Annotated in this window: 24 protein-coding genes; 5 read left to right on the top strand and 19 right to left on the bottom strand. The window is 71.9% G+C overall.

The genetic code is table 11. The features are described from left to right. Positions 1–94: 94 nt before the first annotated feature. Entirely contained in the window at positions 95–1468 is a 1374-nt protein-coding gene (locus ACFYTE_RS26285; protein ID WP_388715086.1) for an alpha-amylase family protein, read from the top strand. A gap of 118 nt (positions 1469–1586) precedes the next feature. On the opposite strand, the gene ACFYTE_RS26290 is transcribed toward ACFYTE_RS26285, so the two are convergent. From ACFYTE_RS26290 to ACFYTE_RS26305, 4 genes are read right to left on the bottom strand one after another with little or no spacing between them, the layout of a single operon-like run. Further along, positions 1587–2099, bottom strand: a complete 513-nt coding sequence (locus tag ACFYTE_RS26290) for a putative zinc-binding protein (protein ID WP_388715089.1) — start codon at positions 2097–2099, stop codon at positions 1587–1589. 12 nt (positions 2100–2111) lie between these two features. Continuing rightward, a complete protein-coding gene (locus tag ACFYTE_RS26295; RefSeq protein WP_388715092.1) occupies positions 2112–4829 on the bottom strand; it encodes a multicopper oxidase domain-containing protein in 2718 nt (905 codons plus the stop codon). After that, positions 4826–6034, bottom strand: coding sequence for a hypothetical protein (locus ACFYTE_RS26300; protein WP_388715095.1), 1209 nt, complete (start codon positions 6032–6034; stop codon positions 4826–4828). The genes ACFYTE_RS26295 and ACFYTE_RS26300 overlap by 4 nt, the downstream gene beginning before the upstream one ends. Further along, on the bottom strand, positions 6031–6771 hold the full coding sequence (locus ACFYTE_RS26305) for a helix-turn-helix transcriptional regulator (RefSeq protein ID WP_388715099.1): 741 nt from the start codon (positions 6769–6771) through the stop codon (positions 6031–6033). The genes ACFYTE_RS26300 and ACFYTE_RS26305 overlap by 4 nt, the downstream gene beginning before the upstream one ends. A 75-nt stretch (positions 6772–6846) precedes the next feature. Here ACFYTE_RS26305 and ACFYTE_RS26310 point away from each other — a divergent pair, with 75 nt between their 5' ends. Both ACFYTE_RS26310 and ACFYTE_RS26315 read left to right on the top strand, forming a co-directional pair. Then, positions 6847–7641: a DUF2249 domain-containing protein gene (locus tag ACFYTE_RS26310; RefSeq protein ID WP_388715102.1), complete on the top strand. Its 795-nt coding sequence runs from the start codon at positions 6847–6849 to the stop codon at positions 7639–7641. Between the two features lie 56 nt (positions 7642–7697). Then, positions 7698–8060, top strand: a complete 363-nt coding sequence (locus ACFYTE_RS26315) for a 5-carboxymethyl-2-hydroxymuconate Delta-isomerase (RefSeq protein ID WP_388715105.1) — start codon at positions 7698–7700, stop codon at positions 8058–8060. Between the two features lie 24 nt (positions 8061–8084). Here the strand turns inward: ACFYTE_RS26315 and ACFYTE_RS26320 are convergent, their stop codons facing one another. Next, a complete protein-coding gene (locus ACFYTE_RS26320) occupies positions 8085–8774 on the bottom strand; it encodes a TetR/AcrR family transcriptional regulator (protein WP_388715108.1) in 690 nt (229 codons plus the stop codon). A gap of 282 nt (positions 8775–9056) precedes the next feature. After that, entirely contained in the window at positions 9057–10982 is a 1926-nt protein-coding gene (locus tag ACFYTE_RS26325) for a hypothetical protein (RefSeq protein WP_388715110.1), read from the bottom strand. Positions 10983–11424: 442 nt separating this feature from the next. On the opposite strand from ACFYTE_RS26325, the gene ACFYTE_RS26330 reads away from it, so the two are divergent. Continuing rightward, positions 11425–11826 (top strand): hypothetical protein, encoded by a 402-nt coding sequence (locus ACFYTE_RS26330; RefSeq protein WP_388715112.1) that lies wholly within the window; start codon positions 11425–11427, stop codon positions 11824–11826. A gap of 79 nt (positions 11827–11905) precedes the next feature. Here the strand turns inward: ACFYTE_RS26330 and ACFYTE_RS26335 are convergent, their stop codons facing one another. From ACFYTE_RS26335 to ACFYTE_RS26370, 8 genes are all read right to left on the bottom strand, one after another. After that, entirely contained in the window at positions 11906–13495 is a 1590-nt protein-coding gene (locus ACFYTE_RS26335) for a DUF1996 domain-containing protein (protein WP_388715115.1), read from the bottom strand. 193 nt (positions 13496–13688) lie between these two features. Further along, the gene (locus ACFYTE_RS26340; protein ID WP_388715118.1) at positions 13689–14342 is read right to left on the bottom strand and encodes a LuxR C-terminal-related transcriptional regulator; all 654 of its coding nucleotides are present in this window, start codon (positions 14340–14342) and stop codon (positions 13689–13691) included. Continuing rightward, positions 14327–15610, bottom strand: a complete 1284-nt coding sequence (locus tag ACFYTE_RS26345) for a sensor histidine kinase (RefSeq protein WP_388715296.1) — start codon at positions 15608–15610, stop codon at positions 14327–14329. Before ACFYTE_RS26345 ends, ACFYTE_RS26340 begins: the two co-directional genes overlap by 16 nt. Positions 15611–15647: 37 nt before the next feature. Beyond that, complete coding sequence (locus ACFYTE_RS26350) at positions 15648–16700, bottom strand: SDR family oxidoreductase (RefSeq protein ID WP_388715121.1); 1053 nt, start codon at positions 16698–16700, stop codon at positions 15648–15650. Positions 16701–16782: 82 nt separating this feature from the next. After that, on the bottom strand, positions 16783–17406 hold the full coding sequence (locus ACFYTE_RS26355) for a winged helix-turn-helix domain-containing protein (protein WP_388715124.1): 624 nt from the start codon (positions 17404–17406) through the stop codon (positions 16783–16785). A 118-nt stretch (positions 17407–17524) separates the two neighbouring features. Further along, the gene (locus ACFYTE_RS26360) at positions 17525–17647 is read right to left on the bottom strand and encodes a hypothetical protein (protein ID WP_351728490.1); all 123 of its coding nucleotides are present in this window, start codon (positions 17645–17647) and stop codon (positions 17525–17527) included. A gap of 255 nt (positions 17648–17902) precedes the next feature. Beyond that, positions 17903–18940 (bottom strand): glutamine synthetase, encoded by a 1038-nt coding sequence (glnII, locus tag ACFYTE_RS26365; RefSeq protein WP_388715128.1) that lies wholly within the window; start codon positions 18938–18940, stop codon positions 17903–17905. Between the two features lie 260 nt (positions 18941–19200). Continuing rightward, a complete protein-coding gene (locus ACFYTE_RS26370; RefSeq protein ID WP_388715131.1) occupies positions 19201–19863 on the bottom strand; it encodes a hypothetical protein in 663 nt (220 codons plus the stop codon). 302 nt (positions 19864–20165) lie between these two features. Here ACFYTE_RS26370 and ACFYTE_RS26375 point away from each other — a divergent pair, with 302 nt between their 5' ends. Continuing rightward, positions 20166–20480 carry a hypothetical protein gene (locus tag ACFYTE_RS26375; RefSeq protein ID WP_388715134.1) on the top strand — a complete coding sequence of 105 codons (315 nt, stop codon included), beginning with the start codon at positions 20166–20168 and terminating at the stop codon, positions 20478–20480. A gap of 71 nt (positions 20481–20551) precedes the next feature. Here ACFYTE_RS26375 and ACFYTE_RS26380 read toward each other — a convergent pair whose 3' ends face one another. From ACFYTE_RS26380 to glnA, 5 genes are all read right to left on the bottom strand, one after another. After that, positions 20552–21751: a winged helix DNA-binding domain-containing protein gene (locus ACFYTE_RS26380; protein WP_388715137.1), complete on the bottom strand. Its 1200-nt coding sequence runs from the start codon at positions 21749–21751 to the stop codon at positions 20552–20554. A gap of 146 nt (positions 21752–21897) precedes the next feature. Continuing rightward, positions 21898–22578: a hypothetical protein gene (locus ACFYTE_RS26385; protein ID WP_388715141.1), complete on the bottom strand. Its 681-nt coding sequence runs from the start codon at positions 22576–22578 to the stop codon at positions 21898–21900. Positions 22579–22580: 2 nt separating this feature from the next. Continuing rightward, positions 22581–23498 (bottom strand): zinc metalloprotease HtpX, encoded by a 918-nt coding sequence (htpX, locus tag ACFYTE_RS26390; protein ID WP_388715144.1) that lies wholly within the window; start codon positions 23496–23498, stop codon positions 22581–22583. A gap of 167 nt (positions 23499–23665) precedes the next feature. After that, positions 23666–23923: a hypothetical protein gene (locus ACFYTE_RS26395; protein WP_388715147.1), complete on the bottom strand. Its 258-nt coding sequence runs from the start codon at positions 23921–23923 to the stop codon at positions 23666–23668. 374 nt (positions 23924–24297) lie between these two features. Beyond that, entirely contained in the window at positions 24298–25707 is a 1410-nt protein-coding gene (gene glnA, locus ACFYTE_RS26400; protein ID WP_388715150.1) for a type I glutamate--ammonia ligase, read from the bottom strand. Between the last annotated feature and the right edge of the window lie 86 nt (positions 25708–25793).

The raw sequence follows: 25793 nt of genomic DNA on the forward strand, positions 1-25793 counted from the left end.
CGCTGCCCTTCCGGCCCGCAGGCCTTAACATCTGCGCACCGCAAGTTTTGCCGGAATGTTTCAGCAAGAGCCTTCAATGACGAAGGGACCCCCCATGGCCCGCAGATCTCTCATCGGGGCGCTAGCCCTCGCCACCGCCACCCTTGTCATGACCCCGACCGCCGCAGACGCGTCCCCGCCCGGCACCAAGGACGTCACCGCCGTCCTCTTCGAGTGGAAGTACGCCTCGGTGGCCCGCGAGTGCACCACCGCCCTCGGCCCCGCCGGCTACGGCTACGTCCAGGTCTCCCCGCCCGCCGAGCACATACAGGGCGGCCAGTGGTGGACGTCGTACCAGCCGGTCGGCTACCGGATCGCCGGCCGCCTGGGCGACCGCACGGCCTTCCAGAACATGGTGAACACCTGCCACGCGGCCGGCGTCAAGGTCGTCGTGGATACCGTGATCAACCACATGTCGGCCGGCTCCGGCACCGGCACCGGCGGCTCGTCGTACACGAAGTACGACTACCCCGGCCTGTACTCGGTCCACGACTTCGACGACTGCACCGCGCAGATCTCCGACTACCGGGACCGCTGGAACGTCCAGCACTGCGAACTGGTCGGCCTCGCCGACCTCGACACCGGCGAGGAGTACGTCCGCAAGACCATCGCGGGCTATGTGAACGACCTGATCGGCCTCGGCGTGGACGGCTTCCGCATCGACGCCGCCAAGCACATCCCCGCCGCGGACCTGGCCGACATCAAGTCCCGGCTGACCAACCCCGCCGCCTACTGGAAGCAGGAGGTCATCTACGGCGCGGGCGAGGCCGTCCAGCCCACGGAGTACACGGGCACCGGCGACGTCCAGGAGTTCCGCTACGCCTACGACCTCAAGCGCGTCTTCACCAACGAGAAGCTCGCCTACCTGAAGAACTACGGCGAGGGCTGGGGCTATCTGAACAGCTCTGCCGCCGGCGTCTTCGTCGACAACCACGACACCGAACGCAACGGCAGCACCCTCAGCTACAAGAGCGGCGCCGACTACACCCTGGCCAACGTCTTCATGCTCGCCCTCCCGTACGGCGCCCCCGACATCAACTCCGGCTACGAGTGGTCGGACGCGGACGCGGGACCGCCCAACGGCGGCACCGTGAACGCCTGTTGGCAGGACGGCTGGAAGTGCCAGCACGCCTGGCCGGAGATCAAGTCGATGGTCGCCTTCCGCAACGCCACGCGGGGCCAGTCGATGACCGACTGGTGGGACAACGGCAACGACGCGATCGGCTTCGGCCGCGGCGCCAAGGGCTACGTCGCCATCAACCACGAGTCCTCGTCCCTGACCCGCACCTACCAGACCTCGCTGCCCGCGGGCACGTACTGCAACGTGCAGAACAACACGACGGTGAGCGTGAACTCCTCGGGGCAGTTCACCGCCACCCTGGGCGGCAACACGGCCCTGTCCGTCTACGCGGGCAAGTCGTCCTGCTGAGCCACCGGGCGGCATCCGCCCGATGAGCGTTCTTGCCGTGAATTGCACGGCTCCTGCTGCAAGGCCTTCGGCGGCGGAGCCGTGCCGCGCGTCGCAGCCGCGCCGGAACGGCCCCCGGTCAGCGATCGTCGGCCTTCGAGGACTCCTGGCGCTCGTTCTCCCCGCCGATCCGGGCGATCAGCCCGTCCAGTACCTGCTGCGCCTGCTCCGGGTCGAAATCCTCGCCCAGCCTCTTGCGCACACCGTCATCGCTGAGGAGATGGTGCACGGCCGGCGTCACACCATGCCGGGCAAGGCAGTTGCGGGCACACTGCAGCACGCACCCGTCAATGGCGATGACCGGCCGGTCACTTTGCGCCTTGCGGACGAGACTCGGCACGTCCCCGCCCACGCCGGCGATGCACGACATCTCGGCGATGCCCCGCCGATCCAGCTGAACGGCGAGCCAGTTGGTCATCTGAGCCGCGCTCGAACAACCCGAACAGGAGTAGACGAGCGGCAGATCACGGCGGCGTTTCAGGGGAGCCTCACAAGCCTCACGACAAGAGCGGTCGGTCCGTCCGAGCCTATGCCGGGGTGACCGCCGGGGGCATGGGACCCATGGGGTCCCGACCAGGGCCGTTCGGTCCATGTCCCCGGACGCTCACCGCACGTGGAAGACGCCGTGCGCACCCCGTTCCGCGTCGCTCATGATGTGCGAGACGAACGGATAGTCGCCGGCCTCCGGGAAGGACAGTTCGACGAATCCACCCGAGGCGGGAGCGAGATCGAGGACCTGCGCGCCCCCGCTCTGCGACCCTCCCCGTCTCAGATCGTACGCACCCTCACGGAACACCGTGTCGAACTGGCCGCCCACGACATGGAAGGCGCCGGACTCGTTCGGCCCGGCCGCCAGCACCCAGATCCGTACGCGCTCACCGGACTCGGCGGTCAGCGGGTCGTGATCGTACTGGTTGGCATAGCCGTTGAAGGCGACCATGTCGTAGTCCTTGGCGTTCACCTTGGCGGGGTCGGCCGTACCGCCCTGCTTGCCCAGGTAGAACTCCGACTGGACCAGCACGTATTCACGGTCCACCGCGGGCAGGCCGGGCGGGTCGATGATCACCGCGCCGAACATGCCGTTGGCGATGTGCAGGGACATCGGCATGGTCGAGCAGTGGTACATCCACACGCCACTGCGGGTGGCCGTGAACCGGTACATCAGGGACTCGCCGGGCTTGATGGTGCGCATCGGCCCGTTCGGCGCGAGCGATCCGGCGTGGAAGTCGACCGAGTGGCCGATCGATCCGTCGTTGACGAGGGTGATCTCGAAGGTGTCGCCGACGCGTCCGCGCAGCACGGGTCCCGGGGCCGTTCCGTCGAACGTCCACAGCGTCTGCCGTACGCCGGGGGCGACTTCCCTCATCACCTCCTTCACGGTGATCGTCCGCTTGTGCACCTGGGGACTTGCTCCGCCGGTGGCGGGCGGGAGCTGGGCGTCGCGGGCGGTGAAGCCGGCGGCCGGTTCGGCCATCGGGTCGAACGCGGTCGCAGCGGTGTCGTCCGTGGCTGCGGACGTGCCGGCGCCGCCACTGTGGGCGTGGCCGGTCCCGCCGCTGTCCGTGCCGGAGTCCGAACCGGCCCCGGTGGCGCCGCTGACGTGCACGGCGAAGACCATCCCCATCTGCCGGTGCCCGACCACGGAGCACCAGCCTTCCAGGCTCCGGCCGACGACTCCCGCGTCCAGGGTGTCCTGCTGTCCCGGGCTGAGCCGGCCGGTGCGGGCGCCGGTCTCCAGCACCAGGTCGTGGGTGTCGGTACCGGTGTTGTGCAGGGTGATCACCAGGCGGTTTCCGGCGGGCACGTCGACGGAGGACGGCGAGAAGCGCATGTCGCGGACCGTCACCGCGACCCTGGTGGTACGGCCGGTCGGCGCCACCGCGCCACCGTCGGCGCTCGTGGCGGCGGACCGCTCCAGGACCGGCAGCGACCGCACGTCCGCCGCCCCGCCGCCCGCGACGGCCAGCAGCACGACTGCGAGCCCGAGGGCAACGCCACCGAGCACCCGGTGCGGTCGCGCGGGGACCTCGGCCGGAGCCGGAACAGGGTCTCCCTGCGCCGCCCTACGGCGGTTGCGCATCCCCCGTACGACCGTCAGCACGAGCAGCACCAGGAAGAACAGCAGCATCACCAGCAGCAGCACGGAGCACGCCACCCGCACCGTCGACGGCACCGGCAGCACACACAGCAGCAGCGCGGCGTTGGTGACGGCCAGCCGGGCCGGCCAGGCCCGTTCCAGGCTCGCGGTGGCGGCGCGTACGGCAGCGGGGCCGCCGCCCAGGACCACGGGGACGAGGAAGCTCAGCGCGCCGAGCAGTACTTGGGCGATCCAGCCGGCGGCGAGCGGCGCGGTCAGCAGCGACGTGCGCTCACCCACCGTGATCCAGGAGGTCGTGGAGACGAGGATGCCGGCCAGGACGGTCAGCGAGCCGGCGAGCCATCCGCATGCCGCTGCCACCGACCACGCGGCGAAGGAACGCGGTGCCTTCGCCCGGGCCTCACGCAGCCAGGGCCGGCCCGCGACGACCAGCCCTGCGGCGTAGCCGACCACGCCGGGGGCGGCCAGCGGCGGCGGGCCGAGCAGGGTGCCGACGACGGCGGCACCGAGCCCGGTGAGCAGGACGGGAAGGGCGATGCGGCCCGCCCGTTCGGCGCCCTCCGCCACCCGCGTGCGCAGCATCGTCGGCCACAGGGTGATGAGCGTTCCGGCGACGGTGAGGCCGACCCAGCCGAGCAGGTTGACCGTCTCGTGGGCGATACGCAGCCGTTCGGGCAGCTCACCGGCGAGATCAACGCGAGCCATGACGACTCCGAACGCGGCACCCACGGGCAGCAGGGCGGAGGCGGCCACGTAGTAGCGCACGGTCATGGAGAACCGGCCGGGCAGCGCCCGCCGCATCAGTCGTACCAGCCACACGGCGTGCGCCGTGACCGCCGCCGCGACCAGGCAGCCGCCGGCCAGGACGACGTACCACCGGTCGGAGAGCATGCCGCCGATCACACCGACCGCGCCGGCGTTCAGGCAGACCAGGCGCAGTGCGGCGGGGGCACCCCGGTTCGCCTCGGGCAGCCGCAGGGCGGAGGCGGCGAAGTGGCCCGACCAGATGACGATCGCGTTGGTGACCGCCCCGAGCAGCAGCACATGGACGAGCAGCCAGAAGGCGTGCGGCACGAAGTGGTGGGCGGTCCCGACCGCGGCGAAGAGGGCGAGCCAGACGACCACGATCGCGTTGACGCCGAGGTGCCAGAGGGCGCGCGGGGAGCGGCCGGGCGGCTTCGGGGCGGATCCGCTCGCCGTGGCGGTGGACAGGTTCGTGGTCACCGGGGAGTCCTCGGGTCGTCGGAGGGTGATGACGCTGGGGCGGAGGCGGAGGCGGAGGCCGTTGCCGTCGCTGATGCGCGCCGTGTGGCGGCGACGGAGGCGGTGGCCGCCGAGACGACGAACAGCAGCACGGCGACGATGTTGAGCACCCCGCCGAGCTGCCATGCGCCGCGGACGTCCCGCAGGTCACCGACCACCACCCGCAGCGCCAGCGACAGATGCAACAGCCAGACCGCCACCGCGAGCGCCGGATGGTAGGGCAGGGGACGGCGCAGGACGGCGGGCAGGATCACCGGGGCGTGCGCCATGATCATCGACATCACGAAGCCCAGGAACACGGCGTGCACCACCGCGTCGTACCGCGTCCCCTCGGTGACCGGCCCGGTGAGCAGCCACAGGGCCCCGGCCAGACCCAGCCAGGCGTACCCGGCGAGCAGGCACGCCGCGGTGAAGCGGGGCAGGCCCGTGGCGCGCAGCAGCCGGCGGGCGACGTCGTGCACGACGAGCCAGGCGACCAGGGCGAGCAGCGCGGCGCCGAGCAGCACGGTGCCGATCGCGGGCCACAGCAGGGTGGCGGCCACGCCGGCGGTGACCGCGCCGACGCAGGCCAGGAACGACCGTTCCACCGAGGGCGCCAGGACGGCCACCCGGGCGAGTTCCAGGCGCTCCCCCGCGATGGTCAGCACGAGGAAGGCCACCAGCCAGGGCAGCACGCGCGGTACGTCGATCCCGCCCAGCCACAGCAGCGCCGCACCCAGCGCCGAAACGGCGCCCGCGGCCTGAGCGATCAGGGCGGCGCTCGGCTGCCGGCGCCAGAAGCGTACGTACAGTGCGACCAGGGCCGCGCAGCCGGCGACGAGCAGCAGCCGGGGTACGACAAGGTCGACCGGACCGAGCAGCAACAGGCCCCCGGCGCCGAGGCAGCCGGGGGCCAGGCAGGCCCAGGGACGGCCCAGGGCGACGGCGCGTTCCAGAGCGACCAGCGTGCCGGCGAAGCCGAGCACCATCAGCATGCCGTGCACCTGGGGGAGCCGGTCGGTGCTGACCGGGGCCGGGAGGCCGAGCAGGCCGAGGGCGGCGTCGAGACCGGCGACGAGGCAGAGCCCGGCGGCGAGCAGCAGGGGTGCGCGGCGGGCGCCCACGCGCCGGGCGGCGGTGCCGGCAGGGGCGGAGCCGGCGGGGGCGGAGCCGGACGCCGGGGTCACCGGTGCACCCTGGGTGGGCCGGCCGGGGCAGGGTGCTCGGCGGCGTCCTCGCCATCGGTCTGTTCGGTCATGCCCAAGCGCAGCCGGCACGCGTCCGGTTCGGCGAACGGCAGCAGCTCGACCTGCTGCGGGGCCATGCCCAGCGCGGCGAGCCCCGCCCGGGCCAGTCCTTCGTGAACACCGCAGATGACACCGGGGTGTTCACGTGCCGTCTCCACGAACGGACAGCGCGGCAGCCGGACTTGGTGTGCCGCCGCGTCCGCTTCCGGGGCGAAGCCGATCTCCTCCAAGAGGTCGAGCAGCCGGGTCCGGGCCTCCTTGGGATCTGCCGTCGGCGGCTGCCCGGCGGTGAGGAGGCGCCCCCATTCCTCGCCGGCGGCGAGGGCGTCCCGGCGCGGGTCGGCGCTGGAGCCGGCGATCTGCGCGGCGAGGACGGCGGCGAGCCCGGCGTATTCGCGTGCGGGCGATTCCTGCGGTGGGCGGGCCCGGTAACGGAAGGCGGGGCGGCCGCGTCCGGAGGGGCTGGACCGTTCGCGAACGGCGAGGCCGTCGTCCACCAGGGCGTCCAGGTGTTCGCGGACGGTGTTGACGTGCAGCGCGCACATCCGGGCGAGCGCGCCCGCGGTGACGGGGGCGGCCTGGCCGCGCAGGTGCTGCAGGACACCGCGGCGCTGCCGGGACAGCGGTACGCGGTTCGTTCCGCTGCCGGGAAGCGGCCCGTTATTTTCCACGGTCATGTCCGTACTATATTGCAGTCATCGGCCCGGGCCGGAACGGGAACGGGCTGCCGGCTGCTGGAAGGACGACCTCTCATGAGCACCTTGACCATCGCATCGGACCCCCAGGACGCGGCGGCCGCCGAGGCCGTCGAGGCGCATCACACCCAGCTCGCGGGTGAGCTGGCCGGACGGGTCGCGATGCTGATCGCGGCCGCGGACACCGACCCGGCGGGGGCCGACGGGATCCGTGCGGGACTGGTCGACTTCTGCGACCGCGACCTGCTGCCGCACGCGGCCGCCGAGGAGGAGACCCTCTACCCCGTCGCCCACGACCTGCCCGCTGCCCGCCTTCTCATCGACGGCATGCTCGCCGAGCACCGCAGGCTCAGCGCGCTCGTCGACGCGCTGCGCGCCACCGGTTCGGCCGTGCGGGCGGCGACGGACAGCCGGGCCCTCCAGGTGCTGTTCGAGGAGCACCTGGAGAAGGAGAACACCCTGGTCCTGCCGCTGCTGGCCGGCGCCCCCGACATCTCCCTCGCCGGACTCCTCGCGGGCATGCACGACCTCCTCGGACACGGCCACGAGCACGGTGGTGCCGGCGAAGCGGCCACGCCCGGCGGTGGCTGCGGCGGCGCCTGTGGCTGCGGGGGTTCGGACGAGACGGAGGTGCCCGAGCTGGACGTACGCGACGTCCCCCACTCGCTGCGGCACGCCACGGTGTTCGGCGCGATCGCCGCGGTGCCCTCCGGGCGCGCGATGGTCCTGGTCGCACCGCACGACCCACTGCCCCTGCTGGGCCAGATCGAGGACCGCCACCCGGGCGCGTTCGCGGTGGACTACCTCCAGCGTGGCCCGGAGGCGTGGCGTCTGCTGCTCACGCACCGCTGACCACGGCCCCGGGCCGCGAACTAGGGTGAGGGCGTTGCCGTAGAACAGGAGCGCAGATGCCGCAGATCACCGTCGACTACTCCCGCACCCTGGAGCCCGCGTTCGACCACGCGGGCTTCGCACGGGCGCTGCACGAGGCGACCGTCGAGATCGCAGCGGCCAAGCCGGAGGCGTGCAAGACGCAGTTCCGCGCCAGCGCGGTCACGGCGTTCGGCTACGCCGACCCGGCCGGGCAGGAGCATGCCGTCGTGCATGTCACCATCGGGCTGCTCGCCGGGCGCAGCGACGAGACGAAGGCGCGGCTGACCGAGACCGTGCTGGACCTGCTGCGCACGCACATCACGGACGAGGGCGCCACCCTGCACGCCTCAGCCGAGGTCCGCGACCTCGCCCCGTCCTACCGCAAGTTCGACCGTTAGGGCCCGGGGTTCGCCGGGGACGCCCTAGGAGGCCAGGGCCACGAGTCGGCCGATCAGTTCCGCGAACGGGCCGTCGGCCGGCTCGTCCTTGACCATGTCGCGCAGCAGCCCGGCCATCTCCTCGTCGTACGCGGCGCTCACCGCCGCCAGCGCGGCGAAGTCGAATACGAGCTGAGCCTCCAACTCGGCGCGCGGGATGCGCCGTCCGTCCAGCCAGATCAAGGCCGTCGACTCGGCGAGCGAGATCCAGGAGCGGACGACCAGTTCCAGTCGCGGGGGCGCGTCCACGATCCCCAGATGCGAAAGGATCTGGTCATACGCGGCCTGCCGTACGGAGTCGATGAGCGCGTTCGTCGTGGAGGGACCGACCGCCGGACCACCGCGCATCAACGCCGAGAAGCCATGGCCGTGCTCGTCCACGAAGTCGAAGAACCGGCGCATCACCCGTAGCAGCCGTCCCCCGAGCGGGCCCTCGTGCGGCTCCGCGAACCGGCCCGCGAGGTCCTCCGCGGCCCGCTTCAACGCGGCCTCGTACAGGCTGAGTTTGCCCGGGAAGTAGTGGTAGACGAGCGGACGCGAGATGCCGGCGGCCGACGCTATCTCATCAATGGAGACCTCATCGGGCGAGCGACGGCTGAACAGTTCGAGGGCCACGCCGATCAACTGCTGCCGCCGCTCCTCCACTCCCATCCTGCGGCGAACCCCGGTACTCATACGAACACCTTACCGATCGAATCCGGCCCCTCCCGCCAGTCACCGCAAACCGGACGGCACGGACTGGCGCCCTCCAGGGGCGCGGGGAACTGCGCGACCAACCACGACGCACCTGCACCAGTCCGACTACAGCAACGCCTTTCCAGGGGCGCGGGGAACTGCGCGACCAACCACGATGCACCTGCACCCGTCCGACTGCCGCAACGCCTTTCCAGGGGCGCGGGGAACTGCGCGACCAACCACAACGCACCCGCACTATTGCCACGGCCCAACCGCCAGCGGCTAACGCAGTGCAGCCAGCCGACTCCCATCCCCCAACGTACCGCTCAGCCTCGCCTGCGCCCCCTGCTCAGCCCGCGCAGCGAGCACGCGGCCCTGCGCAGACGCGGTGACCCCACCGGTCGTACGGATCGACGCCGTGTCCCTGCTGCCCGCGGCCAGCAGATACCAGGACCCGGCCTCCGACTTCCACAGCACCCCGGCCAGCACATGCGGATCGCGCGGACCGCACGCGGCCACGTCCGTGGCCTTGGCGGCGACCGCCCCGTACCGCCCGCCCGGCGTGTGGAACTGGGCCAGCACCGCCGTGCCCTCGCCCCGCCAGGTCTCCGCCCGCGTGCACACCCAGTCCGCCGTCCCGGCGGACTCGGGCAGCGCCTGGTCGGCGTACGCCCAGGCGTTCACGCTCCGCACACCCCCCGCGCGCTGCGCGGCCAGCGAGCAGGCGAACGGCGCCCACGTGGCCAGCGTCTCCGCCCCGGCCGACTCGGCGGCACCGGGACGGCCGGTGGTGAGGCGGGCCGGGACCAGTTCACCGAGATCGGTGGACAGGTGCGGGCCGGACGCGTCGGTCAGTTGCAGCACGTTCCACGACGTGCAGGCGTCGGGCTGCTGCACCGGACTGGCCAGCGGCGCCGTGACCCCATCGGTCAGGTCGAGGTCCATCGCGCCCCCGCTCGGCTTCCGCAGGTCCCGTTCGGCGGCCTTCGTCACCCAAGGCGCGGTCAGATAGCGAACGTTGCCGTCGGCGCGGCCCAGCACAAGCGCGCTCGCCTCGGGGCCGGTCGCCCCGTCCGCGCGGGCCAGGTCGAGCGCGGCGCCGTCCGTGCCGTCCTTCGGTTCGGCGTACCGGGCGATGCGCAGACCGTCGTAGAGGATCACCACATGGGCGTTGTCCACCTCGCCGGCGTACAGCAGTTGGGGCGGGCCCGCCGGGCCGCCGGTCTGGGTGCCCGGGGTGGCGGAGACGCGGACGGACTCACCGGGGCGGGCCCAGACTGCGAGCGCGCGGCGCAGCAGCGCGGTGTCCTCGGCGAGGGCGCCGCGGGCCGGCCACACGGAGAAGTCGGTGCGCGCCGACGACTTCCAGGCCGTCGGGGCGGCCCGGACCAGCCGGCCCGGGTCCAGGGCGGCCTCCGCCGCCGGGTTCTGCGCGTACTCGGGCGCCGCCGCGCCGTCCGGACCCCAGCCGCCGCCCGGCAGCGCGACGAGGGCGCCGCACACCGCGAGCGCGGCCGCGGCGGCGATCGCGGCCTTGGTGTGCTGCCTGCGCCGCATCAGGTCGGTCGGCCGGGCCTGGAGCGAGCAGGGGTCGAACTCGGGGGAGTCGAGCAGCGCGTGCTGTGCGGGGACGCCGTTCGCCTCCGCGAGCGCCGCGTCGGGGTCCGCCACGTCGGCGGCGGTCAGTACCCGGCGCACGTCGGCGTCCGGCAGTTTCTCCAGACCGCGCAGGACGTAGGCGGCGCGGGCCGGTCCGCTCAGCGTCGCGAGGCGCTGGTCCAGGGCGAGTTCGTCGGCGCCGCCGGACCGGGGGAACAGCCGCAGGCCCCAGACCTGGGGGAGCAGCGGCGGCAGCTGGGACCGCTTGGGCCACGCCCGGCGCCTGAGCGGGAGCCCCGCCTCCAGGGCCGTACGCACCACCCTGAGGCGTACGAGGGCGTAGCCGGGGTCGCCGTCGCGTCCCGTCGACTGCGACGGGATCACCGAAGCCGACGTACGGCCCCGAGGCAGCGCCCGCTGGACCAGGGCGTGCGCGGTCAGGACGCGCCGGCTGCGGCCCATCGCCGGCGGCAGCACCAGATAGCCGAGCCGGACCAGCCGCGGATAGTGCTCGACGAGCGCGGCCTCGGCCTGCTCGACATCGACGACCGAGCCGTCGGCTGCGGTGGGGGCGGGGGTGTGACGCTGGGCTACATCCTGTGGCTGCACGTCCGGGAGAACGATCGGAACGACGGTTGGTCACCGGGGGGTGACCCGCTATCCATCCGTTCACCTGGGGGCCTTGGCGCGTTGTTGGCTGCGGCGTCGTTGTGGCTGGGCGCGATTCCCTGCGGGGCCTTGGTGCGTCGTTGGCTGCGGCTCCGTTGTGGCTGGGCGCGCAGTTCCTCGCGCCCCCTGGGGGGCCTTGGTGGGTTGTTGGCTGCGGCTCCGTTGTGGTTGAGCGCGCAGTTCCCCGCGCCCCCTTGGGGGGGGCCTTGGTGGGTTGTTGGCTGCGGCGTCGTTGTGGTTGAGCGCGCAGTTCCTCGCGCCCCTTTGGGGGGCTGTTGCTAGGTCGGTTTGAGTGGGAGGGGGGTGGGGCTCGTATGGATGGGTGGGCCCCGTGTCGGGGCTTTCTGCGGCATGCTGTCGCCGACCGGGACCGGAGGAACACATGAGGTTGACGCGACCGATGCTCGCCGTGACGGGTGTCGTGGCCGTACTGGCGCTGGCGGGCTGCGGATCCGGCGGCGACGCGGGCGCGGTGCCGCCCACGGCCACGGGCAGCCTGGAGAGCCTGGCCGCCGAGGTGAAGTGCGCGCCGGACATCCAGACCGACGCCGACGAGATCCGCCAGGCCCTCTGCAAGAACCGGGACGGCAAGTTCGTCCTCGCAACCTTCGCCACCGACCGCGGCCAGCGTGAGTGGATCAACGACGCCAAGGACTACGGCGGTTACTACCTGGTGGGCCGCAAGTGGGTGGCCGTCGGCGAGGACGGCGTGGTCAGGGCGTTGCGCGGCACGCTCGGCGGCGACCTGGAGGCCGGCACGGACCACAGCGCCCACACCGGCTGACCCACCGGTCGGGACATGACGAAGGCCGGTGGCGGGAGGGACCCGCCACCGGCCTTCCACCGGGATCCGCCTCAGCGGATCACTGGCACCGCTGCCCGCGGTTGACACAGTTCGCGATCTTGTTGGCCAGGCCACCGGTCGTGACGCTGATGAAGTCGTCGTGGTCGGTGGACGGTTTGTGCAGCTGTTCCGGGAAGCCGTCCACCGCGTAGGCGTTCTTCACCACGCCGTTCTGGATGCTCGGCCGCGGAACGCTGTACACCAGGCGCATCGTCAGCTGCGGGATCGCCTTGAACCCGTTCTGGCAGTTGCCGGCCGCATCGGCGAAGGCCACGTGCGTCCGGTGGTTCGCGCTGTCGATGTTCTGGCCGTCCCAGCAGCTCTGGAAGGCGAAGGTGCGGACCATCTGGCTGCCCTGCGGGCAGATCGGGTACTGCTCGGTCAGCTGCACCTTGTTCTCGAAGCCGGTGCAGCTCCAGTGCGCATTGGCGTTGGCCAGACCGTTGGTGGTGGTCTTGGCGTCACCGGTGATGATGCGCAGGAACTGGGGCATCGCGACGACCTTGGAGGTCGGGCTGCCGACGTACTTGATCTCCGCCTGCCGGGGGACCAGGATGCGGCCGACGTTGCCCTCCTTGCCGCCGCCGTCGGCGTTCTGGTCGAAGTCCTGCGTGCCGTCCTGGACGCGGACCACCGGCCAGTAGTACGACGACAGGTCGTTCTTGTTCTGGCAGCTGGTGCCGCCCTGCAGGAACGTGTCGTTGCTGGAGAACGCGTTGACCTTCTGGTTGCCGACGTAGTCGTGCAGATGGTGGGCGCCGTTGGCCACGCCGGGCGCCACGATCACGTTGTCGGTGTTGTGGTTCTTGTTGGCGTTCACACCGCAGCGGGTGGTGAACGTGCCGGTCGACGCGTTGCGGTTCTTGCGCGGCTTCGCCTTGACGTTCGGCTGCACCTTGGTGATGTCGACGAAGTCGGCGGCGACCGGGCCGTTGCCCGCCTGCCCGCCGTTGCCGCCCTGCTGCTGGCCGCCGCCGTTCTGGCCGCCGCCCTGGTCACCACCGTTCTGCTGGTCACCGCCGCCTTGCTGCTGGCCGCCGCCCTGCTGGCCACCGTTCTGCTGCTGACCGCCGCCCTGCTGCTGGCCGCCGCCCTGCTGGCCGTTGCCGCCGTTCTGGCCGCCGGCGTTGGTCTGGTCGGCGCCCTGCGTGGTGCAGGCGGACAGCTGGGCCAGCGAGGTGTCGAAGGAACCGCCGACCCGCTGGATGCCGATCCTGATCCGGTCGATCGTCGCGGCCCGCTTCTCCTTGAGGGGGCCGACGATCGCGTTCTGCACGAAGTTCGCGTCGTTCTGCTGGGCCTGGCGGGTGGAGGCGAGCCGGGCGTAGGCATCGGTGATCTGTTTGTCGAGGTTCGCCAGCTCCGTCGCCACCCCGGGGCGTGCCGAGTCCGGCACGTTCGTCAGCTTCTGGCCGACGTCCGGGCAGGAGATCGTCGCCACCTGCGCGGCGGCGGCCTTCGTCTGGTTCTGCGCCGAGTTGTTCGACTCGTGCGCCGAGGCATAGAAGTTCGCCCAGATCAGCCCGCCCCCACCGAGCGCTAGGGCCGCCGATGCGGCTATGGCCTTGGTGGCCAGCGGCGTACGGCGTTTTCGTGTGTTGCGTCCCATGGAACTCCTCTGACTTCCTTGCGGGGCAGCATCGAGGCGCCCGACAGGAGTGAAGCGGCGCCCTTTCATACGGACCCGGTCCCAGGAGTGTTCAGCCGTCCCGCGAATTCCTCACAGGTTCGATGTTTCAGCAGCGCTCAACCGGCCTTTGAACAGCGGGAGTTGCCGAACAAATCCGAGGAGGAGGACGGCGTCAGCGGTCCCGGTCGAGGTAGGCGAGCACCGCCAGGACGCGTCGATTGTCGTCGTCCGACACCTCAAGTCCGAGTTTGCTGAAGATATTGGAGGTGTGCTTGGCGATCGCCCGTTCCGTGACGACGAGTTGCCCGGCGATCGCCGCGTTCGACCGGCCCTGCGCCATCAGTTCCAGGACCTCAAGCTCCCGCGGGGTCAGCCCGCCGAGCGGCCGGTCGGCGGCGGCCCGCCGGGACAGCAGCTGCTGGATCACCTGCGGGTCCATCGCCGTGCCGCCCGCCGCGACCCGCCGCACGGCGTCCACGAACTGCTCCGCGTCGAACACCCGGTCCTTCAGCAGATACCCGACCCCGCCGTTGCCGTCGGCGAGCAGTTCACGCGCGTACAACTGCTCCACGTGCTGCGACAGGACCAGCACCGGCAGCCCCGGCCGGTCCCGGCGGGCCGCGAGCGCGCACTGCAACCCCTCGTCGGTGTGCGTCGGCGGCAGACGTACGTCGACCACCGCGACGTCCGGCCGCAGCTCGGCCAGCGCACGGGCCAGCTCGGGGCCCGACTCGACGGCCGCGGCGATCTCGAAGTCATGGGCCGCCAGCAGCCGGACCAGCCCGTCGCGCAGCAGGAACAGGTCTTCGGCTAGGACAACGCGCACGGAATCTCCATGGTCACCATGGTGGGACCGCCCGCGGGGCTGCTGACGGCCAGGATGCCGTCGAATGTACCCAGTCGCCGCTCGATCCCGGGCAGCCCGGAGCCGCCCGTGAGCACGGCGCCGCCCCGGCCGTTGTCGGTGACCGCGATCCGCAGCAGGCCGCCCTCCTGCGGCACATGGTGCAGGTCGACCCAGATCCGGTCGGCGCCGGAGTGCTTGACCGCGTTGGTCAGCACCTCGCTGATCGCGAAGTAGGCGGCCGACTCCACCGGCGCGGCCGGTCGCCCGGCCAGCTCCACGGCCACCTCGGTGGCCACGGGCAGCCGCAGCGCCAACGCCCGTACGGCGTCGCCGAGTCCGCGTTCGGCCAGCACCGGCGGATGGATGCCGCGCACCAGGTCGCGCAGTTCGCCGAGCGCCTCGGCGGAGCTGCGGCGGGCCTGCGCGAGCAGTACCCGCGCCTTCTCCGGGTCCTTGTCCAGCAGCGCCTCGACGGTCCCCAGGTCCATGCCCATCGCGACGAGCCGGGCCTGCGCGCCGTCGTGCAGGTCCCGCTCGATGCGGCGCAGTTCGGCCGCGGAGGTGTCCACCGCGTCCCGCCGGGTCTCGGTCAGCACCCGTACCCGTTCGGCGAGTTCGCCCTGACCCGTGGCGAGCACCGAACGGGTCAGCAGGAAGTGGAAGCGCAGCAGCGGCGGGGCGAGGACGTACCCGGCGGCCAGCAGCGCCGCGCCGAGCAGCCCGGCGAGCAGCGCGCTGCCCTGCCCCGAGACCGGCACGAAGCCGTACCACCAGCCCACCCGGCTGCCGTCCGTGAAGACCCGCCACAACCCGGCCGCCAGCGCGAAACCCTCCACCGGGTAGATCAGCAGGGCGGCGGGCAGCAGCGCGGTGACGAACCCGGCCGTCATGTCCACCAGGAGCCAGCCGAGGTCCCGCCAGGTCGCCGGGTCACCGAGCATGCCGAAGGTGCGCGCCCACGGGTTGGCCCCCTCGGCGAGCGGCCGGTAGGCGGGCGGGATCCGCACCCCGCACCACTGCGCGGCCACCAGCCGCCGCCAGTTCGCGAAGGCCCGCACGCCGGTCAGCACCCAGGGCGTCGTGACGATCCCGAGGCCCAGCGGGACGAGCGCGATCGACACGACGGACAGCACGAACAGGGTGATCGAACCGGCGAGCGCGACGACCGCGAGGGCGAGCCCGCGCGCTCCGGCGGTCACGACGGCGCGCGTCCGGCCGCCGGCGTTCCTGGCATCCCTGCTCCACATGTCCATGCCGTCAGTCTCGCCGAACCGGGGGCGGCGGTCACGGGGCGAAACCCCCGGTCGGCAGGTGGTGCCGGCTACACCCCCCGCCGCACCCCGCGGCGGCGAGCACCGCGGCCTCCACCTCCGGGTCGAGACCCTTGCCGGTCCGGTCCGGGCGCTGCGGCGCCGTGCCGCCGAGTTCCCGCAGCCACGCCCAGGTGTCGGCGACGGTCTCGCCGACCGGACGGCACACAAGGCCCGTCGCCAGCGCCCGTGACACGTCCGCGTGGTGCAGGGCCTCGTACAGGTCGCCGCCGGGCGGCACCCACACCGGCAGCTCGACCCACGGCTCGATCCCGGCGTCCACGACGACCTGCGGATCGATCCAGCACAGTCGCGCGTCCGCGCCGGTGGCCTCGGCGCAGGCCGCCAGGAACGCGCCCATGGTGGTGTGTCCGGGCGGGCTGACCAGGTTGTACGGGCCGCCGAGGCCACGCTCCACCGCCCCGAGCGTCCAGTCGGCCAGGTCACGCGCATCGATGTACTGCAAGGGCAGGTCGCGCGGTCCTGGCGCCAGAACCGGGCCGCCCCGGGCGATCCGGGTCAGCCACCAGGGCAGCCGGCCGACGTTCTCGTACGGGCCGAGGATCAGCCCGGCCCGCACCAGCAGGGAGTCGTCCGCGCCGAACGCCTCGACGGCGGCCAGCTCGCCGCCCCGCTTGTCCCGCGCGTACTCGGTCTGCCCGGCGTCGGCCGCGGCGCCCTCGACCAGCGGCGCGTCCTCGTCCCTGCGGCCCGCGGGCGGATAGGCGTACACCGAGCGGCTGGACACGTACGCGTACCGGGCGGTCCGGCCCCGCAGCAGCCGGGCCGCCTCCCGCACGGCGCGGGGCGCCGCCGACCAGGTGTCGACGACCGCGTCCCACGGGCCGCCGCCGGCGAGCGCGGCGAGCCCGTCGTCGGCGGTGCGGTCGCCGTGCAGCGACCGCACACCCGGCGGGGCCGCGTGCCGCCCCCGGTGGAAGACCGTCACCTCCCAGCCGCGCCGGAGCGCCGACTCGACGACGGCCCGCCCCACGAACTCCGTTCCGCCCAGCACCAGAAGTCTCATGCGGTGACTGTGCCCGGTGCGACCGCGCGGTGTAACCGGATCTGCCGAGAGCAGACGGGGGACGCCGGTGCGGACGGCGCCGTCAGCGCCCGGTCGGCGGCGTGTACTTGTAGCCGACGCGGCGCACCGTCTGGATCGTCCGGCGGTGCTCGGCGCCCAGCTTGCGGCGCAGCCGGGCGATGTGGACGTCGACGGTGCGTCCGTCGCCCACGTGGCCGTACCCCCAGACCGTGGTGACCAGCTGGTCACGGGTGTGCACCCGGTGCGGGTGCGCCACGAGGTGCGCCAGCAGCTCGAACTCCAGGTAGGTGAGGTCGAGATCGCGGCCGGCCACCTGGGCGGTGCGCCGTACGGTGTCGATGCGGACCAGCGGATCGCCGCCGTCGGTGTCCCCGACCGGCCCGGTCTCCGGCCGGTCCGGCACCGCGACCGGCGGGAACGGCGGCTGCCGGTCGGCCGGGACCAGCACCAGATAGCCGACCATCGGCGGCTGTCCGGGCAGGCTGGGCAGGGTGTGCTGCGGAGCCGGTAGCCAGGTGGCGCCCGGCGGCAGCAGGTCCGCGACGTGCTGCGGGCCCTCGACCGGGTTGGGGCGCGGGAGGGCCCATTCCTCGTCCCGGTCGACGGCGCGCAGCCGGTGCCGGGCGCCGGATGCCGGGGGCGGGGAGGGAGGGGCGGCGGTGGTGAGAGGACGAGTGGTCGCCATGAGAGGTCAGCTCTTTCGCGCGAGAAGTTCGTCGGGAGGGTCGACGGGCCGCGATTCGTGGTCGGGCACGCCGGGACGTTCGTCGTTTCGCGCTGGCCGAAGGCCGGGGTGTGCGGCTTTAGAGGGCCCGCGCGTTCCACGCGCGGCAACACACCCGGTCGAAGTCGTGGTGCTGACGGGAGGGCCAGAAGGGCTCAAGGTCATGGCGACCCGTCGCGGTGTACTTCTGGATGCTGGCCATGCGCCCATTGAAGCAGACACCGGCCCGCAACAGGACCCTCCTCTCACTGCTCGGACGCTTCCTTGGCGGGAAGTTGACGTTGCCCGCCACCCCCTGCCGGGAGTTCGCACCAGGTCAGGGGCCCGAACTCGGCTGTCCTGTCCGGTACGCCGTCCCACATGCCGGACAGCCGGGCGGCTCCCCGTGCCCACGCGGGGCCATGGCGACGACACAAAAGGGGCGCCGTCGGGCGCCCCTTCGAAGCGGTGGCGGGGATCAGACCCGGCCGGCCTTCTCCAGTGCGGAGCAGCAGGTGTCGACCAGGAGGCGGGTCACCACGTACGGGTCGACGTTGGCGTTCGGACGGCGGTCCTCGATGTACCCCTTGCCGTCCTTCTCGACCTGCCACGGGATGCGCACCGAGGCACCGCGGTCGGAGACGCCGTAGGAGAACTTGTCCCACGGGGCCGTCTCGTGCAGACCGGTCAGCCGGTCGTCGATGCCGGCGCCGTAGTGCTTGACGTGGTCGAGCGGCTTGGAGCCCTCGCCGAGCGCCTCGCATGCGGTGACGATCGCGGCATAGCCCTCGGGGCCCTCACGCATCGCCTTGGTGGAGAAGTTGGTGTGCGCGCCGGCACCGTTCCAGTCGCCCTTGACCGGCTTCGGGTCAAGGGTGGCGGAGATGCCGAAGTCCTCGGCGGTGCGGTAGAGCAGCCAGCGGGCCACCCACAGCTGGTCGGAGACCTCCAGCGGGGACAGCGGGCCGACCTGGAACTCCCACTGGCCGGGCATGACCTCGGCGTTGATGCCGGACAGGCCGAGGCCGGCCTTCAGGCAGTTCTCCAGGTGGGCCTCGACGATCTCGCGGCCGAAGATCTCGTCGGCGCCGACACCGCAGTAGTAGCCGCCCTGCGGGGCCGGGAAGCCGCCCTCGGGGAAGCCGAGCGGACGGGCGCCGTCGAAGAAGGTGTACTCCTGCTCGATGCCGAAGATCGGCTCCTGCGCGGCGAACTTCTCCGCGACCTCGGTCAGCGCGGCGCGCGTGTTGGAGGCGTGCGGGGTGAAGTCGATGTTCAGGACCTCGCACAGCACGAGGATGTCGTCGCCGCCGCGGATCGGGTCCGGGCAGCTGAAGACCGGCTTGAGTACGCAGTCCGAGGCGTGGCCCTCGGCCTGATTGGTGGAGGACCCGTCAAAGCCCCAGATCGGCAGCTCGGCGCCCTTCGCGTCGTCGCCAAGAATCTTCGTCTTGGAACGCAGCTTGGCCGTCGGCTCGGTGCCGTCGATCCAGATGTACTCAGCCTTGAAGCTCACGGGCCACATCCTTCGAGGTGGGTCTGGGCGCACTTGCGGGTGCTGTGGCGCTGCGGCACTGGGCGCCGCGGGATACTGCCCGGCAGCCTGTCAACAGGCGATTTCCCGACCATTGCCCCCATGTGAACCCCGTGTTACCCACCGGTTCCGTGAGGAACGGGGCCCGCGGTGCGGTGGGCGTATGTGTCGGGCCTGCCGCTCCCGGAGGGGAGGGGCAGGCCCGGGACACACACCTCAGCGGTCCGGTACGGGTCTGACGCTCACCCCACCTTCTCGATCAGCGCGCGACGGATCAGGAACTTGCCCGGCTCCCGGACCTGTTCGAAGGCCGCGTCGTTCAGCAGGACACAACTGCCGGACACGGACGTCACCTGCACGGTCGTGGACTTGTTGTTGTCCAGGTTGGTGACCTTCAGCGTGGTGCCGGCCGGGAACTGGTTGCTGGACGCCGCAGGGGCGCCGCCCTCACCGGAGAGCGTGACGGTGGAGCCGTTGCACACCTGTTGTCCGGAGGCCGCGCCTCCCGCGTCTGCGGTGGGCGCGGGAGGCGCGGCCTGCCCGCCGCCCTGCTGCCCGTTCTCGGCCGGCGGTGTCGACTGGGAGCCCTGAGCCGACTCCCCGACGACGCAACCGGACGCCTTCTGCTGGACCTTGATCTGCTCGATGACCGCCTCGCGGTTGGCGATCCGCGCCGCCGACTGGGCGTCCGGAGCGGCCCGTTGGCCCGCGATGAACCGCTCGTTGTTGCCGAGCGCGGTGGCCAGCCCCTGGCAGACCGTCGAGTCCGCGGCGGACAGGGTCCGCGGGCTCTGCGCGGCGTTCGACGTGGCGGCCATGGCGAAGGCCCCGCCACCGGCCACCGCGGCGGCGCCCACGAGCAGCGTGATCTTCTTCTTGGTGCTGAGCGTTCTCCTGCGCGACATGCGCGCCTCCTGAACAGCTAGGGGAGCGTACGCCGCTAGGTACGAGATACCGAACGACGTTACTCAGCGGTCGGAGAAGTCGCCGAAGTGACCTGCGCCACAGGGTATGGGGTCGTGACCGGGGTCCCGCACGCCCTTTGTTCGAATTCCCCGCCGCCTCTGCGGCCCCTTGCCGCACATCCATGACACACCATCAAATCCACTGTTCACCTGGCAGTTTGGCGGGATCTCCGGGCCCCTCGATTGTCAGTGCCGGGCAGTAGACTGGAGTCAGTGTTCGAGAACGCGACAGGAGGATGCCCGTGCCCGCTGCCGCACTGAAGCCGAAGCCGTTGCCGACCCAGTCCACCGTGAAGCGCCCCGTCCAACTCGACCTGCCCTACGCCCCCGTGATGAAGCGTCCGCTGCCGCCCGGACGCCCGCGCGAGTGGTACGTCACGCACAACCGCCGCCTCAAGGCGATGCGGCTCGCCATAGCCCTGCTCGACTCCGGCGTCTACGTCCCCAACCAGGCCCGCAACGAGACGATCCGCAGCACGGCCGAGCGGATCGGCGTCCACCCGCCGTCGGACACGACGTGCCACATGGTGCGGGCGTTCATGCGCTACAACCGCTGACGCCCCGCGCCGCACCCCGGGCACTCCGGGCACCCCGGAAACGGGGTCGCCCGGAGTGCCCGCCGCGCCCGTCAGGCCGACAACTCTCGCTCCAGCGGCGTGCGAAAGCGCGGTGTCACCCGGGTCGCACCCAGCCAGCCCCGCAGCCGCTCCGCCTCCCGTGCGATCGCCGCCCCGGCCACGCGCCCCGCACCCGCGCCCGCCCCGTCGGCCAGGATCCGCCAGACGATCTCCCCGTCCGGGCGCTGCGCCCAGCCGCCCACCACCCGGCCGTTCCACCACACCGTCGGCCCCACGTTCCCGCTGCCGTCGAAGAGCGCGGGCCGCAGCTCCGGGGCGAGATACCAGTCCCGGTACTGCCAGGCCATCGCCGTCGGATCGAGGCCGGGCAGCAGCGCCGCCCAGGGCTCCTCCGGGTCCGCCACCGGCGCCACGTCGTCCTTCACCACGTACCCCGTCCCCTCGTCGAGGGTCACCGGCTCCGCACCGATCGCGGACAGCGCCCGGCGCACCTCCGTCACCCGCCACCCCGTCCACCATTTGAGGTCCGCCTCCGTCGCCGGACCGCAGGCCGCCAGCCAGTGCCGCAGCAGGTCGGCCTGGGCCGCGGCCCCGTCCAGCTCAGGGTGCTCGGGCGCCACAGCCCAGCGGAACTGGCTCGACGTCCAGGAACCCAGCGGACGCCCGCGGACCACCTTGCCCTCCACACCCAGCACCCTCAGCAGGCGCGTCGAGACCGTGTGGACGCCCTCGTAGCTCTTGCCGGCCGCGTACACGAACTGCTCGCGCAGCCGCGGCTCGTCGGCCGCCAGCTGCGCCGCCGTCGCCTGCCCGCGCCGGGCCAGCGCGGCCAGCGCCGAGGCCTCGACCTCCGCCAGCCAGGCCGCGTCGGGGGCGCCTGCCTTCGCCATGTCCTTCAGCAGGGAGGCCCGTGCGCGGGCGGCCACGGCGAGACCCGTCGACGCGTGCACCACGGCCGTCAGATCCGCCGGGAACACGAACACCGTGTGCCGCATGCCGTGCATCCGCACCAGCGTCCGGTCCTCGTACAGCGCACGCTCGGTCTCCGGCACCGTACGCGCCGGGTCGGTCAGCCGCGCGCCCACCGCCAGATACACCGTCGCCGGGTCGGTGCCGTGCAACGCCACCAGCGAGGCGGCGATCTCCTCGGGGCGGTCCGCCCGCGCCGGGCCCGCCAGGCGGTGACGGCGGGCCAGCCGGGCCCGCCGCTCCGCCGCGCCGATGTGCCGCTGCCGTCCGTTCCCGCCCATGCCGGCCTCCACCCGTCGGGTACGCCCCGCGTCCACCGCGTACCGGAGCATCCTCGCCCATGGCACCGACAACCGGCACCGGCGACCGCGCGGGCACACGACAGAACCGCCCGCCCATGCGTCCCGGGCAGTGCCGGGGCACCGGGTCACAGCCCGGGGGCGCCCCACACCGGGAACCAGCGGCTCAGGTCCGGCTCGATCCGCAGATCGTTCCCGAGGGCCGCCTTCACCTGGAGTTCCAGCGCGTTGTCACGGCGCTGGGCGGCGCCGGGCAGCGGCGCGAAGGGGTAGAAGGTGCCCCGCTTGTAGAGGTAGACGAGGGCCAGCCGCCGGCCGCGGCCCCCCGCGTCGCTGCCCCTGACCGTCTCGACAGTCCCGGTGTGCTCGGCGGCCTCGGCGTGCTCGAACCCGACCAGAGAACACAGCAGCTGCGGGCCGAAGCCGTTGACCTCCATCGAGCTGTTCACCGCGTGCAGATCGTTGACCAGGTCCGGCAGCTGGTCCGGGGGGCGCTGCGAGACCAGCCAGGAGTAGCCGTAGTCGTCCTGCCGCAGCTCCACCGGCGGTGCGCCCACGGATTCCATGCCCCGCTCCCGCGAGCCCGGTGGCCGGCGTTCGGCGTCCGCGTCCAGCAGGGCCCGCACCTCGCGCTGTGTCTGCTCGAAGGCCGCGCCCTCGACCGACGCGAAGCACACCGCGCCGCCCCCGGTCGGCGTGAACCCGGCCGCGGCCTCCAGCGTCAGCGCCGCCGAGGGCAGCGCGAACAACTGGTCGAGATCGGGTGCGACGGGTTTCGTACGGCCGAGCAGGATGTCCAGGAGCCCCATGCTCAGCCCGCCTTCCCCGGCATCGCCGCCTCACCCAGCTCGGTGGAGATCCGGCCCAGCTGCTCCAGCCGCTGTTCCAGGCTGGGGTGGGTGGAGAAGAAGCGGGACAGGCCGGGCTCGGCGCCCAGCGCCGGGGTGAAGTAGAAGGCGTTGAAGGCCTGTGCCGTACGCAGGTCCTTCGTCGGGATCCGAGCGATGTCACCCGAGACCTTGGTCAGCGCGGACGCCAGTGCCGAGGGCCGCCCGGTCAGATGGGCCGCGGCCCGGTCCGCGGCCAGCTCGCGATACCGGGACAGCGCCCGGATCAGCAGGAAGCTGATCGCGTACACGGCCGCGGAGACGCCCATGATGGCGGCGAAGACGGCGAGGGTGTTCTGGTCCCTGCGGCCGCGGAACAGCTCCGAGTAGAAGGCGAACCGCACCATCAGACCGGCCAGGACGCCGAGGAACGACGCGACCGTGATCACGGCGACGTCCTTGTGCGCCACGTGCGACAGCTCGTGCGCCAGCACGCCCTCCAGCTCCGCGGGCTCCAGCCGGCGCAGCAGGCCGGTGGTCACGCAGATCACCGCGTGGTCGGCGTTGCGGCCGGTCGCGAACGCGTTCGGCATGTCGATGTCCGACACGGCGACCACCGGCTTCGGCATGTCCGCCTGGGCGCACAGCCGGTCGATGACCCCGTGCAGGTCCGGATACTCCTCGCGTTCCACGATCCGGCCGTGCATGGCGTACAGCGCGACACGGTCGGAGAACCAGTACTGCGCGACGAGCAGCGCCGCCGCGAGCACCACGACCAGCACCCAGGACTTCAACAACGCGATCAACGCGGCCACGAAGGCCACGTACAGCAGCCCGAGCAGGAACAGCGTGACCACCATGCGCACGGTCAGCCGTCGGTCGCTCTGGAAGCGGCTCTGCATCTGCATCACCCCGCAGTCAGGCACTCGTCCCGCTGTCCAGTGTGCACCTGGCGACGCCCATGGCGAGGTCGGCGGCCACCCCGGGACGGGCAAAGATTCGCCCCTGGCCCGGCGGGGTTTCCGCGGTTACGGCGCCGACCGGCCGCTCCTCCGTGCCCTGGCCGGCCCTAGTAGGTCGAGCGCATCTGGGCCCAGCCCAGCAGCAGGATCACCGCGGCGACGCAGCCGAGCACGATCACGGTCGACACCCATGACGACCTGCGGGGCACGACCGGCTCCGGGGCGGCGCGGAACGGGGCCGGGTCCGGTGGGTTCTCCTTCCACTGGGCGGCGAGCATCCTGGCCCGCGCGGACGGCTCCTTGTGCTCGGCGTCGTCCGCCCACTTCAGATCGAACTCGCGCTCGCCGTCGTCCTGTACCGGCATCCCCGTGTCTCCCCGTCACCCCTGTCGAACAGCCGTACAGAAACCATACGCTCCGGGGGTAGCTGTCGGTTGTCGGCTGCGCCATCCTCCGGGGGTGGCTGTCGGTCGTCGGGCTGGGGCGCCGTTGTGGTTGATTGCGCAGTTCCCCGCGCCCCTTGAGGGGGTACCTGCCGGTTGTCGGCTGGCTCGCCGTCGTGGTTGATCGCGCAGTTCCCCGCGCCCCTTCGGGGGGTGGCTGTCGGTTGTCGGGCTGGGGCGCCGTTGTGGTTGATTGCGCAGTTCCCCGCGCCCCTTTGCGGGAAACGGTGAAGCCCCCGGCTGGCGGGGGCTTCGGTTTCCGTGGGAGGGCGCGCCTTGTCGAGCCACGCCGCCTGTCACACGTCGAAGTACAGCTCGAACTCGTGCGGGTGGGGGCGGAGCTGGAGGGGGGCGATCTCGTTCGTGCGCTTGAAGTCGATCCAGGTCTCGATCAGGTCGGACGTGAAGACGTCGCCCGCGAGCAGGAACTCGTGGTCGGCCTCCAGGGAGTCCAGGACCGCCGGGAGCGAGGTCGGCACCTGCGGGACGCCGGCGTGCTCCTCGGGGGCCAGCTCGTACAGGTCCTTGTCGATCGGCTCGGCCGGCTCGATCTTGTTCTTGATGCCGTCCAGGCCTGCGAGCAGCAGCGCCGAGAAGGCGAGGTACGGGTTACCGGAGGAGTCGGGCGCGCGGAACTCGACGCGCTTGGCCTTCGGGTTGGAGCCCGTGATCGGGATACGCATGGCCGCGGAGCGGTTGCGCTGCGAGTAGACCAGGTTGACCGGGGCCTCGAAGCCGGGCACCAGACGGTGGTACGAGTTCACCGTCGGGTTGGTGAAGGCCAGCAGCGACGGGGCGTGCTTGAGGATGCCGCCGATGTAGTAGCGGGCGGTGTCCGACAGGCCGGCGTAACCCTGCTCGTCGTAGAACAGCGGGTCGCCGCCGGTCCACAGCGACTGGTGGACGTGCATGCCCGAACCGTTGTCACCGAAGATCGGCTTCGGCATGAAGGTCGCGGTCTTGCCGTTGCGCCAGGCGACGTTCTTCACGATGTACTTGAAGAGCTGAAGGTCGTCGGCGGCGGCGAGCAGCGTGTTGAACTTGTAGTTGATCTCGGCCTGGCCCGCCGTGCCCACCTCGTGGTGCTGACGCTCGACCTTCAGGCCCGCCCGGTCCAGCTCCAGGGAGATCTCGGCACGCAGATCGGCGAAGTGGTCGACCGGCGGGACCGGGAAGTAGCCGCCCTTGTAGCGGACCTTGTAACCGCGGTTGTCCTCCAGCGCACCGGTGTTCCAGGCGCCCGCCTCGGAGTCGATGTGGTAGAAGGACTCGTTCGCGCTGGTGGCGAAGCGGACGGAGTCGAAGACGTAGAACTCGGCCTCGGGACCGAAGTACGCGGTGTCCGCGATCCCGGTGGAGGCGAGGTAGGCCTCGGCCTTCTTCGCCACGTTGCGCGGGTCACGGGAGTACTGCTCGCCCGTGATCGGGTCGTGGATGAAAAAGTTGATGTTGAGGGTCTTGTCCCGGCGGAACGGGTCCACCCGGGCGGTCGACAGGTCGGCGCGCAGCGCCATGTCGGACTCGTGAATGGCCTGGAAGCCACGGATCGAGGACCCGTCGAAGGCCAGCTCGTCGTCCGGGTCGAACGCCTCGACCGGCACCGTGAAGTGCTGCATCACGCCCGGCAGGTCGCAGAAGCGGACGTCGATGAACTTGACGTCCTCGTCCGCGATGAACTTCTTGGCCTCGTCGGCGTTCTGGAACATCCAGCTCCTCCTACTCCCGACCGTCCTGTCGCCGGGGTGGTAGTTCGTTCGTGCGGCCAGTGCGGTGGCACACGCTGGCTCGACCC

Source organism: Streptomyces sp. NPDC004629 (assembly GCF_042873595.1).
Lineage (GTDB): Bacteria > Actinomycetota > Actinomycetes > Streptomycetales > Streptomycetaceae > Streptomyces.